This window comes from Thermogutta sp. (genome assembly GCF_014359955.1).
In the GTDB taxonomy this organism is placed as follows: domain Bacteria; phylum Planctomycetota; class Planctomycetia; order Pirellulales; family Thermoguttaceae; genus Thermogutta.
Genome location: NZ_JACIYL010000041.1, coordinates 1 through 12,119, shown reverse-complemented (window position 1 = coordinate 12,119; position 12,119 = coordinate 1). Strand labels below are relative to the sequence as shown.

Below are 12,119 nucleotides of genomic sequence, written 5' to 3'. Positions count from 1 at the left end.
CCGTGGACATCCTCGCTTTCGCCTCGGCCGTCCAGAACCCACTTGGTGAACAATTCGGTTGCGGTGCGAGTTCCGTGGTGGATTGACAGCTTTTACCGGCTGCACACCGGTTTCCCCGGGCACGGTGGTTTCCCGTGTTTTGCCAAGACCGTGAAAGCGCACCGGTAGGGGCCATTCATGAATTGCCCCTGTAGCGTCGGAGGGACCCGCTTGTCGGGTCCGATGAACATCGATCAATAATCCATTCTTTCGCCCCTGGCACGACGAGCGTGCCCCTCCGAATTGCGCTCTCCGGGCGTCCCGCCATCCTGTTGGCAGTGATGACTCTCCGATGCTAAACTTGGGCAATTAAGAAACTTCTGCACTCAATCGCTATGGCACGCTGGCACAAGGCTTTCACAGTGTGCTCCACATCTGATGGATTGTGCCGCGAAGGATATCGGGATCATGGCTTTGAAAAGGCATCAGCTCGCATTTCGTGGAACACTGGTTGCGGCCGTGATCGTCGGCTGCTGGATGGGCGGTGTGGGAATCTGTCCCGGGCGCGATATTTTTGTCAACAATGAGGCCGGCGACGATGCGTTCTTTGGTCGAGTGGCCACTCCGGGGAGCACCGTGGATGGGCCCGTCCGGTCGATTGCGCGGGCGATTGAGCTGGCCCAGCCGGGTGATCGGATTGTGCTGGCTCCCACGAAGACCCCCTATCGAGAATCGATCACGCTGGCCGGTCAGCGCCTTAGCCGGGGAATCCTCCAGGACCTCATCCTCGACGGAAGTGGCGCCGTGATGGACGGCTCTGCTCCTGTTCCTGTGGAAGCGTGGGAGCTCGATCGGCAGTCCTGGCAACGGTGGGGCCGGACCGTCTATCGGTTCACACCAGAACAGAAAAGTTATCAGCAGCTCTTTCTGGGTGACCGACCAGCCAGGCGGGTCTTGGTGGACAAATCGGCCGAGGCACCCCCCAAGCTCGAACCGCTCGAGTGGTGTCTTTTTGGAGGCAAAATCTATTTTTGTGTGGAACCTGACCACCGGCCGGAAGATTATCCCCTTCGTTATGCGAAACTCACCGTGGGAATCACACTCCATCACGTGCATGGGGTGACCATCCGAGACCTCACCGTCCAGGGCTATCAACTGGATGGAATCAGCCTCGCCAACACGGCCAGGGATATCCGTCTGCAAAGGGTTGTGCTGCGGGGCAACGGCCGGGCCGGGCTGTCCGTCGCCGGTGCCTGTCGCGCAGACCTCACCGATTCTCTCCTCGGAGATAATGGGGCTGCCCAAATCCTCACCTTTCCCTACTCGGAACTGCACGTGTTCAACAGCCAGGTGCTGGGAAACACGGCCCCCGCCTGGGTGGACAAAGGGGGGCGTCTGTTTGTGGATGGCCAGGAAAATCAGGGTGGCCTCGATGTCATCCAGCCGCCATCCTCAGCAAACAGTGCGAACCCCTGACCGACGTGCCCCGCGGAAGCCTCGCTGGCGATGCCCGTGACCGGCGAAATAGTCGGTTGGACACTGGCCCGGTCAGCGGGAAAATAGCGTCAGCCCAGCAATTCGTGCTCGATCTGTTCGAGGCTCTTCCCCTTGGTTTCCGGCAGCGACAAGGCGATCACGACAAAACCCAGCACGCAAATGCTGCTGTAAAGCCAGAAAGTGCCGTGGGGGCCAAGCGAGCGGTTGAGAAGCGGAAACGTGAGGGTCAGCGCTGTGCACCCCGCCCACAGAGAAAGCACGGCGATCGACATGGCCAGCCCGCGGATGCGGTTGGGGAATATCTCCGAGATCACTACCCAGGTGATCGGTGCCAGCGACATCGCATAACATCCAATAGCAGCCAGCACAAGGATGAGCATGTGCGTGCCGGTGCTGTGGAAATAGTAACCGGCCCCCAGTGCTGCGAAAATGACCGCCAGTCCACCTGCCCCGAAGAGCATGAGAATGCGGCGTCCCCAGCGATCGACGGTGAAAATGGCGACGAAGGTAAAGACGAGATTCACAACCCCGGTGAACACGATGTTGACCAGGACGTCACTGACGGCGTAACCCGCCGCCTGAAAAACATCCTGCGCATAGTTGAAGATGACGTTGATCCCGCACCATTGCTGGAACACGGCCAGAAACACCCCCAACGCAATGATCCGCAGGAGCCGTGGGTCAAGAAGATCGGCCGGTTGTACCCGCCCAATCTCTTCCTGGGAAAGGGTTTCCCGAATCTCCGCGATCGCGTGCCTTGCGTAGGCCGCGCCGCCGACTCGACCGAGAATCCTCTCTGCCGCAGCGCTCTGCCCCCATTTGACCAGCCAGCGAGGGCTCTCCGGCATGAAAAACATGAGCAGAAAAAACGCGGCTGCGGGAAAAGTCTCCGCCCCAAACATCCAGCGCCATCCCCATTGGCCGTTCCAGGACTGGCGAATGAATTCCGCCACGTGCTCCTGCGGGATATTCCCAGGTACCGGTTGCGCGATGAACAGATTCGTGATCTGGGCAGCCAAAATGCCAATAACAATCGTCAACTGATTGATCGACACGAACACCCCGCGGATCTCCGCCGGGGCGATCTCGGCAATGTACATGGGGGAAAGATTGGAGGCCAAACCGATCCCGACCCCGCCGGTAATCCGCGCCAGGTTGAAGGAAGCGTAGTCCCAGGCCAGCGCGGTCCAGATAGCAGAAAGCGTAAAAAGGGAACCCGCCGTGATCAGCAGTCGGCGTCTGCCGGTCCAGTCGCTCAACGCACCCGATAACGCCGCACCTATGAGACATCCCACAAGGGCACTGCTCTGGGCCCATCCTTGCCAGAACGTGCCGGGTGGGATGTGGAAAAAGGGCTCGTAGAACGGCTTGGCTCCGCCGATGACAACCCAGTCGTATCCGAAAAGGAATCCTCCCATCGCCGCCACCAGACAGACGGTCCAGAGGAACCCCATCCGGTAGCGTGGGGTGTGCGAACGGGTGACTGAGTCGGGCGCCGTGACCAACGAACAATCCTCCCAGGAAGCTGAAATTGGAGCTTGACCATTTGCCGGCAGGCGGTCACTCGTCTTCTAAGGAAGTCAACGGTCCAGCGGCCTCGGCGGCCTGCCGTAATCGTTTGAAGAACTCCTGACGCATCGCCCCGGCGTCGATCCCCATGGCCACCTCCAACCGATTGTCCCGCCACGCGGGCACCGGGCGCCGATCGAAAATCGTCGCGCCCCGCGTGATTTCGCCCGTGGATTCCACGTCGCCCGCCAGCATTTCGTACCGCAGCAGGTCCGGCCGACATGCCGCCAGATAGGTGATCGTGTCGTGCAGATGAATCGTCTCCAGCCCCAGTTGCTGACGGTAGGCGCGGAATTTGGCCGGGAGTATTTTCCGCAAAAGCGCTCCGATTTTCGTCTCTTCCGGCGGCAGATCGTTCAAAAGGGAAAGGGAAAAACTGAGCCGATTGGTCACATCCAAGGGTATGAGCGTCTTGGGCGCCCGGGATGCAAACACGATCTTTGCCGCCCGCGGATCGCAGTAAATGTTGAATTCGGCAGCAGGCGTGATATTTCCCGGAACCTGGACGGCGCCTCCGGCAATAATGATCCGGTGAACAAGGCTGGGGAAGTCAGGATCTTTCTGCATGGCCCGGGCAAGGTTGGTCAAAGGCCCCAGGGCCAGCACGGTGACCTCATGAGGAGCGGCCCGAACTTCATCGGCAAGTACTTTTTCTGACGGGTGGGGAGTCCGCAGTTCCGCGACGGGCAGTTCCGCATCGCGAAGGTCATCGACAGCGTTGGCAAAACGCCCCTCGACAGGGAGCCCCTCATCCGGGGCTGTGGCCACCCCGATCCTTGGAATACGCGGCGGGTCCAGGTAAGCTATAAGAGCCTGAACATTCCGGTTGGCCACGGCGGGCGAAACGTTTCCGCCGACGGCTGTAACGGCAACGACCTCCCACTCCGGATCAAACAGGAGGAGACAGAGCGCAAGCGCGTCGTCGATGCCAGGATCAAAATCAATGATGATCTTCCGAGACATTGCACCTCCTCAGGATTGTGCGGGAAATCGCGGCAGCCCGCCGGATATCGGCCGATTTTAGGGGACCTTCTCCCCGCTCGCAAGAGTAAGTCACAACAGACGATCAAGGAGACGCCTATGCTGGAAAGCGCTGTGGCCAAAGCCGAACGTGGTGCGGATCTGACCATCAGCGAGGCGGAACAGGTCATTGATTTCATTGTGGGAGGAAATGCCCCGCAGGAACTCGTCGCCCGACTGCTGATCGCCCTCCACACCAAGGGGGTAACCCCCGAAGAGCTGGCGGGGGCCGCTCAAGCCATGCGCAAACATATGCTGGTTGTGCCGACCGACCGGCCGAATGTGATGGATATCGTGGGCACCGGGGGTGACGGAGCCGGGACCTTCAACATCAGCACGGCGGCGGCCATTGTGGTGGCCGCTGCAGGGGTCCCCGTTGCCAAACACGGAAACCGTCGCATCACCAGCCGCACCGGGTCCGCGGACGTCCTTGCCGAATTAGGTGTCAACGTGGAAGCTCCCCTTGCGGTGGTCACGGAATGCCTCGCCGAACTGGGAATCTGCTTCTGCTTCGCCCCGCTTTTACACCCGGCGATGAAGAACGTCGCGGAAGTTCGGCGCCAGCTCGGCCATCCCACGATTTTCAATCTCCTGGGGCCGCTGACAAATCCCGCCCAGGTTCGGTACCAACTGGTGGGCGTGGGACGAGCGTACCTCCGTCCGCTGCTTGCGGAAGCCCTGCGACTGCTGGGCACGGCCCGCAGCGCCGTGGTCTATGGAGACGGCAATCTCGACGAGGTGAGCCTTTCCGGTCCCACGGCGGGAACTCTGGTGGACGGCGAACAACTCACGGAGTTTTCCTGGAATCCAGCCGACTTCGGCCTGGCGGAGGTGCCTCTCGAAGCGCTCCAGGTCAGCGGTCCACAGGAAAGCGCCCAGAAGATCCGGGAAATCGTCGAAGGTGTTCCCGGCCCGATCACCGACTGCGTCCTCGCCAATGCCGCGGCCGCTCTTGTTCTGGCAGGTGCGGTACGTCATCTTGCAGAAGGAGTGGTTCGTGCACGAGAGGCCATCGCCAGCGGGGCCGCCAAAGACCTCCTCGTGCGTTGGATCGAAAAAACCCGGCAGGCCTCTCCAAGCTGATGTCGAATCGCATTTTGCCGTCTCGTCTCCAATCGGTTTCTCAGGGTCCAGGAGGAATCGGGCCTTCCAAGGTTTTCATGGGAAGGACACCTTCCCCGGCGTCTTGTGGAGGGACACGAACGACCGGGTGCATTGAAGGGAGGCGTTCCATGGTGACGGCACGCAATTTGCACGTACGATTTTATCTGCACCAGGGCACCTTTTCGCGCCGTGACGGCACCACAGGCAGGGGGATGCCCGGGTCTGACGCCCGGGAAAACCCTGTCCAGGTCCGGCAGGCTGATCGCCTTTCGTGAAACCGGGAGCACGCCTGGCCGCCTCGTGATGCGGAAAAGCAATGGCCCCTGGGTAAAATGGAGCATTGACGTAACATCCCTCCAAGTGGCGAGAATACTTCCAATATCCTATGTCCCTACGAAAAACGGTCGCTGAATCGGAACGGTCCGTCGCAAGTCCGCCAAACGGTGGGGAAGAGAAGGTCAGCGCCTCGGCGGAACGTCCCCGGGCCCGCCGCCCTCATTTCCTTCGCCGTCTGTATGACTGGGTTCTTCACTGGGCAGATACCCCCTATGGCACACCGGCCCTGTTTTTGCTGGCCGTGGCTGAAAGCTCCTTTTTCCCCATCCCGCCAGACGTCCTTCAAATCGCCCTCTCTGTCGCCAGGCCGAAGCGTTCCTTCTACTATGCCCTCGTGAGCGGTGTCGGCTCAGTCCTGGGGGGCATTCTCGGCTACGCCATCGGGCTGCTCCTGTGGGCAGCGGTGGGTGGTTTTTTTATGCAATATGTCCCTGGCTTTACTCAGGAAAATATTGAGTACGTGGGGCGACTTTACGAGCAAAATGCCTTCTGGGCAATTGTCTGCGCCGGTTTCACACCGATTCCGTATAAAGTGTTCACCATCGCCGCCGGTGTTTTCCATGAATATGTCTCTCTGGGCGTGCTGGTGGCCGGCTCGATCATCGGACGATTTGGAAGGTTCTTTCTCGTGGGTGCGTGTCTCTACTTTTTTGGACCAAGTGTCAAGTCGCTCATCGAGCGCTATTTCGACTGGGCGGCTCTGGCTTTGGCCCTTCTCGCGATCCTCGGTTTTGTCGCCATCAAATGGCTGATGTGATTCTCATTAGGCAGTAAAGAGGCTGCACCCGGGCAGTAGAACCACTTCAGAAAAACCAGCCATTGCGGCGGCCTGGCCTTGACCGACGGATGTCCTGTGGTATAAATGTCAATGGCTTGCATGTGCCGCAGGTTTTGGTGAATCCTCGATATTTGGTCCGGGAGGCCGCGACCCGCTTTGATTCGCCCCTTGACTATGCTTCTCCGAGTTTTCGCAGCTTGAGCTAACCGGCGCGGGCCGGCAGAAGTGATTGAATATTCCTGGCACCAAGGACGGAAGCAGCTATGAGTGTACAACTTCTTTCCGGCGATCTCGAAATGCGCGCAAGGTTGGCTTTACGCAATAGTCCGATTTACGAGCTCCGCGATATTGATGTTGAAGAGCGTGACAATACGATTGTGCTCAGGGGGGTGGTTTCGAGTTTCTATCACAAACAACTGGCACAGGAAGCGGTTCGATCCATCTTGAGGGGCCACGATGTTGAGCTCCTCAACCTCATCGAGGTAACAAGGGACCGTTTCGTCGATCCCGATTGAGGAGTGTGGCCTTCGAGGGGATCGAATGAGTGTCACATTGGGTAGAGGAGCAGGGAGGCCTCCGCAAAAGAGCGAGGTGATGGCCCGTGCGGAGCTGGTCCATCGCCCGTGGAGGGAACCATGTCTTTTTATTCACCCTACGACGAGGACGTCGTGCTCCGGGAAGAGCGGCTCATGAGCTACCCGCTCGCCCCATCTCTGGCCGAAGCGGAGCGTCTGGCTGCACGGATCCACCAGGCGATCGAAGAGGCCACCGCCCACTCTGTGACTGACCTCCGCGTCATCGTGGAGGGGGATTCTGTCACCCTGCTGGGACGCTGCCCGAGCTTCCACATCAAGCAAAAAGCCCAGCACGCCGCGATGCGGCTGGCGCCGGGCTCACTGCACAATGAGATCGTTGTGGCGTGGCGACGCTGAGAGCACTCGCATGACGCGGGAAAGTTAGGCGCGCCCACCCGGGAAGGGACCTTGCTAAACCTGATACAGGGCGACTGCGCTGATAGCACCCCACGTCTGACGCGGCGATTCTCTCACAGATCAAAAGTCGTTTACGACTTCTCTTCCATTGCGGGTTGCCAGCGCCCGCCAGACACCCAGATCGACGGTTTCCGCAACATTCCGCACGGAACCATCCGCCATCAGAACGTTGACGATCCCGGGATGGTAACTGCGGGCAGTCACAGCGGCGGTGGTGGGGACCGTGTCCGATTTGGCTTCCTGTTGATTGGTCCAATCCACGTCATAGGTTTTGCCGTTAACAACGCACAGAATATGCGTATTGGGGGTGAAAGTGGCCGTCACCCCTGCTTGATGGGCCTTTCCGTCAACCCACTCGGTATGGCCACTTTCTGTTTTGAACTCTCCCCCGAACCCGCACACATCACTGGGATTGGCAGGAAGGGCAGGGGCTGGATTGATGGCCGCGTTGCGGTAATAGGGAGTGTAGGCTTTCACCTCCGCCGCCGCGATTGTCTGGCTCAACCCATCGATGAACTCGGCCACCGAAGTGCCTTCAAACGGCCGGAATGCCCCATCGCCTCCCCGCTGTGTGACGGGGTCCCACACAAACCAGGTCCCCACGTTCACGCCATAGTTCAGCGGAAAATGGGCGTCGATTCCATTTTCCCGCCGGACTTCTGCGCGGATTTCGCTGGGACAGACATAAACCGGCACGCGATGGGCACTGAGGCGACTTCCGTCAGGGAGATACACACTGCTATAGTGTTTCGTAAAGTCGATCCCAGCGTAGAGACTCCCCTGTTCCAGATAGGGCAGAAGCAGAGCTTGGGCCGACCATTCCGTCCGCAATCCCGAACCCACAGGCCCTCCAATGCTCGGCGGAAAAACCCGGTTGATGTTTTCAAAGTTGTGAAGTGCCAGCCCAAATTGCTTCAAATTGTTGATGCACGCGGAACGTCTCGCGGCCTCTCGGGCGGCCTGCACCGCCGGAAGCAGCAGGGCGATCAAAATCCCGATGATCGCAATGACCACCAGGAGCTCCACAAGAGTGAATCCATTTCGCAACCCAACCTGAGAACGCTCGTTGCCACACAGAGCACGTGGTGCCATGATGCGACCTCCTTTCTCTGATCTTGAGACACTTATTGAGATTGATTCTCAGTACCGTTCAATGGAGCATTATAGTACTGGAATATTTCAGGAAAAGCGTTACCTATTTGCTTGCAATTCTCGGGGAAACCGGTGGGCCGTCGCTTGCAAGCACCTGGGTCCTTGTGGGTCGCTCTCTGCTGGCACGCGGCCTGGTCGTAGATCAGAACTCTGCCGCCGATAAGAACGAGATCCCTAGCGAAACCGCCGCGATCGCCCCAATCCATTCCCCAGCCTTTCCTCTGCCGATGGGGACGCCTGCGCTCCCCCCGTGCGCGCAGGAGCGAGATTCCGCCCGGAGGAACCTGCCTGGGCCAGGCCGCTTTTTGGCGGGGCGTGCTGGTTGCAGCGCCCTCAGTGGCGTGGCTGCCTTTTCTCCGCAGCGTCTTGCAATGAAAGTGGGCGAAACATGAAGAGATAGGGAAAAAGTTCTCGGAGTCAGTGCGTCACCGCGGGCAAGCGGTCAAATGCCGGAAAAACAAAAAAAGGCGGCGATCAGTCGCCGCCTGAAATGAGAAGGCAGATTGAATTGGCTCGCTGCCGATCACACTCAACCGATTGTTGACTGGCTACCGGTCACGAGCAGCCGATTTACGGGGTTGGCTGGCTCTTTCACCAGTTGCCCGACAGTAACAGGTAAGCCAGCGCTGCGGGGTCGACCGACTTCGTATTGGGCCCCCCGTGCGACCGGGCGCGGATCTGCTCGAATCCCAACAGTTTGTGGAGATAGGCAATGGACGCGCCGTTTCCGGAGAGTCGGAGTTCGGTGCCTGTGGCCACGAGCGAATCTGTCCCCGGCGAATCATTCACCACCGCCGTGTCGTTACCTCCGTCGCTGTCCACCGTGACCTCCTCAAACATCTTGACGCGGATGAAGTATCCCGGTCCGGACAGCCGGGCCCACTGTGGCCAGGAAACGAACTCGTCGTCACCGGGCGAACCGTAGAGCTGGGCAACGTCGTGTCCCCCAACGATCGAGTAGGCGTGCACGTAGTCGAACGCCCGCACCGTGTTGGAGTAGCCCGGCCCCTGCAGCACGGCTTCTCCCGGCTGGCCGACGAACAGGTCATCGGCGGGAGAGTCGTAGAGATGGGCCACATCGGTGCCACCCCGCGAAGCTTCCGCCACCACATTCTTGTACCCCCGTACACGAATGAGGTAGCCGGTTCCCGTTAAAGTGACGTCGCGCGGCCGCGCCAAAACCGTGTCGTCGCCCGGCGAATCCAGGAGGGTTGCACTGTCCTGGCCGCCCATCGACGCCACGACAATGTTCGAGGCACCGTTGATAACGGCCTGAAGTTCGCCGGCCTGGAGAGTGGCCTTGAACGGCTCGGCCGTCAGGGTATCGTTGCCGGATGTTCCATAAAGATATGCCTCGTCCTGGCTGTTGCCGTCGAAGTTTCCCTGGACCTGCTCAAAACTGGTGGCGACGACGGAAACGCTGGGGTAAGACATTCGCGCCGTTCCCGGGCCCACAGCCAGCACGTCTTTTCCCGCGGAATCGCGGAACTCCACGCTGTCAGCCCCGTCGGCGCCATCGACGGTCACCTGCTTGAACCCCTTGGCTCGGGCAAAGTAACTGCCGTCGATGCTTCTCACCCAGGTCCACTGCGGAGTGACAAGAGCCCGGTCCTTTTCTCCTGTGCCCGTCAATTGCGCTGCGTCGTTGCCGCCCCGTCGGCTGTAACCATGCACAATGGGAACATCCTGTGCGGCAAACCGGAGGCCGCTTCCCGACATCACGGCCAGGCCAGGCTCGGCAGTGAAGAGATCCGCCCCCGGCGTGTCGCTCAATTCCGCCACGTCCTGGCCCCCACCCCCCACGAACGTGACATCCTCCGAATTCCTCGCGGAAAGCTGAAAGCCCAAGCCCATCACGTCGGCCCCGGGGCTGTTCCCCTCGAAAAGCCCGAGAACCGCGTGCTCGTCTCCATCCGTGCCATAGATTCCGACGGTGTCCCGGCCAGCCCCACCATCGAAAAGGACAGCCGTCGTGCCGGGTTCGAAACTCATGAACACGCCGTTGATCAGAGCGGCCGGCGCGCCGAAATACGAGAGATACGCCTCGTCGTCACCAGGCGTCCCGCGAACAGTGACCACGTGATCATCGAGCGACAGCGTGGGAGGATTGTCCAGCGCCACATTCACCGGGCCCGCCAGTCCAGAGATCATCAGGTAATAGGTCGTTCCGGCTGTTACCGAAGGAATGGCCAGCGACGTCGTGCCCGTTCCAACCAGAGAATAAAGCTCCCCGGTCGAGGTGCACAAGGCCATGGCTGTGTTGCTGGAGACCCCCGATCCGCTCACGTTTGCGGTGAATGCCCCGTCGGCAGCCACCTGAAAACTGTACCACAGTGTGCCGTTGGTCGGGGACTGGGCAGGCAAAGTCGTGCTGCTGATCGTGCCAAGGTCGGTCGGCGAACGAGAAGGAATCGCCACGATCGTGGCCAGCGAACTGTCGGCCCCGCCGGGACCAAAAACCTGCTGGGACACTGTATACACACCCGCAGCACGGTAGGCATGCGTGGTCAGACGGCTGTCCGACTTCCAGCCGTCCCCGAAGTCGATGAAGCCGTCCGTGGCCCCCATGGACCAATCGAGTACGGTGATCCCCCGGTTAATGGGGACGACGGTGGGAGCCACCAGAAACGTCGAGACGGCCACCGGGTCCCCCGTCCCCCAGCTACTCGTCCAGGCGTCGTACGCTCGCCGATACCCTGTCCCATTGACCGCATAATTAACGAACTGATTCTCGATATACAGGTCCGTCACCTGCGCCGTGGGATAGCTTTCGCTGCCAAGCACCCAGGACTGAATTTGCGTGTCGTAGGCCGCGAATTCCACATCCCGCGGAATAAAAGACTCGTCATATCCGCTGGGATACGCCACAGTCCAGGCCACGAGTCGGCCCTGGGTGGTCAGGCTGCGGATCCGTACATTATTCCCGTGAGCGGTGCTCGCCGTCTTGAAACTTTGCGCGACGGGATCATAGACCAGGACCGTCACGTTGCTCCCCGTGGACCACGCCGCCACCCCGTCACCCACCGCCGTATACTCGACGAAAGTACCAGCGTCGTAGCTGGTGACATAGTACTTGAACTGACCGGTCAGGTAGTCATAGCTGACCGCCCCAACGTTGCGGGGCACGTAGTTCCCGCCCATGCCGTCCGCGTATCCGATTCTCCACGCCGCGATCGACTGGCTGAGGCCGAGGTTGATTACAGAGCGGTTGGTGGCCTCGGGCGACTGGAACGTTTTCCACACACCCCGACCAGGATCGTAAACCGCGACGGCCGCCGAGCGGTCCACCCACTGGCCGGAGCTATCCTGACGCCGCACGGTCCAGGCCGCCCAACCGTCCACCTGAAGATTGCCAATTTGCTGATTTCCGCTGGTCGAGCCAGCCCAGGTCTTCCACAGCGATTGCCCTGCGTCGTAGGTGGCCAGGAAAATCTGCTGGTTATTGGCGTTGGCTCGATCGCGGGCCACCCAGGCGACGATCTGCCCCCCGACAACCAGTTGATCGACCTCCTGGTGCAAGGCGAGGGGGATTCTGCGGAAGACGACACCCCCGGCGCGAGAGTCCCAGGCCGCCATCCCGATCCCGACCTTGACGCCGTTCTGCGTCAACGTCCAGGCCCCTACCGAATCTCCTAAAGCAAAGTCCCCCAGGATGTATGTTCCACCATAATTGGTTCGGTTGGATTTCCACT

8 protein-coding genes and 1 pseudogene are annotated in these 12,119 nt (G+C 60.1%); 5 read left to right on the top strand and 4 right to left on the bottom strand.

The features are described from left to right. Nucleotides 1–447: 447 nt before the first annotated feature. Nucleotides 448–1,455: a right-handed parallel beta-helix repeat-containing protein gene (locus H5U08_RS02500; protein ID WP_297029761.1), complete on the top strand. Its 1,008-nt coding sequence runs from the start codon at nucleotides 448–450 to the stop codon at nucleotides 1,453–1,455. Between the two features lie 89 nt (nucleotides 1,456–1,544). Here the strand turns inward: H5U08_RS02500 and H5U08_RS02495 are convergent, their stop codons facing one another. Both H5U08_RS02495 and H5U08_RS02490 read right to left on the bottom strand, forming a co-directional pair. Then, the gene (locus H5U08_RS02495) at nucleotides 1,545–2,981 is read right to left on the bottom strand and encodes a sugar porter family MFS transporter (RefSeq protein WP_297029760.1); all 1,437 of its coding nucleotides are present in this window, start codon (nucleotides 2,979–2,981) and stop codon (nucleotides 1,545–1,547) included. Nucleotides 2,982–3,036: 55 nt separating this feature from the next. Further along, on the bottom strand, nucleotides 3,037–4,008 hold the full coding sequence (locus H5U08_RS02490; RefSeq protein ID WP_297029759.1) for a nucleoside hydrolase: 972 nt from the start codon (nucleotides 4,006–4,008) through the stop codon (nucleotides 3,037–3,039). A 117-nt stretch (nucleotides 4,009–4,125) separates the two neighbouring features. Here H5U08_RS02490 and trpD point away from each other — a divergent pair, with 117 nt between their 5' ends. The 4 genes from trpD (at nucleotide 4,126) to H5U08_RS02470 (ending at nucleotide 7,215) form a co-directional block, all read left to right on the top strand. Beyond that, nucleotides 4,126–5,148 (top strand): anthranilate phosphoribosyltransferase, encoded by a 1,023-nt coding sequence (gene trpD / locus H5U08_RS02485; RefSeq protein ID WP_297029758.1) that lies wholly within the window; start codon nucleotides 4,126–4,128, stop codon nucleotides 5,146–5,148. 406 nt (nucleotides 5,149–5,554) lie between these two features. Next, nucleotides 5,555–6,262 (top strand): YqaA family protein, encoded by a 708-nt coding sequence (locus tag H5U08_RS02480; protein WP_297029757.1) that lies wholly within the window; start codon nucleotides 5,555–5,557, stop codon nucleotides 6,260–6,262. A 284-nt stretch (nucleotides 6,263–6,546) separates the two neighbouring features. Next, complete coding sequence (locus H5U08_RS02475; RefSeq protein WP_297029755.1) at nucleotides 6,547–6,798, top strand: BON domain-containing protein; 252 nt, start codon at nucleotides 6,547–6,549, stop codon at nucleotides 6,796–6,798. A gap of 120 nt (nucleotides 6,799–6,918) precedes the next feature. After that, nucleotides 6,919–7,215, top strand: a complete 297-nt coding sequence (locus H5U08_RS02470; protein WP_297029754.1) for a BON domain-containing protein — start codon at nucleotides 6,919–6,921, stop codon at nucleotides 7,213–7,215. 120 nt (nucleotides 7,216–7,335) lie between these two features. Here H5U08_RS02470 and H5U08_RS02465 read toward each other — a convergent pair whose 3' ends face one another. After that, a complete protein-coding gene (locus H5U08_RS02465; RefSeq protein ID WP_297029753.1) occupies nucleotides 7,336–8,367 on the bottom strand; it encodes a DUF1559 domain-containing protein in 1,032 nt (343 codons plus the stop codon). A gap of 651 nt (nucleotides 8,368–9,018) precedes the next feature. Continuing rightward, a pseudogene (locus tag H5U08_RS02460) lies at nucleotides 9,019–12,119 on the bottom strand (hypothetical protein); the annotation flags it as partial.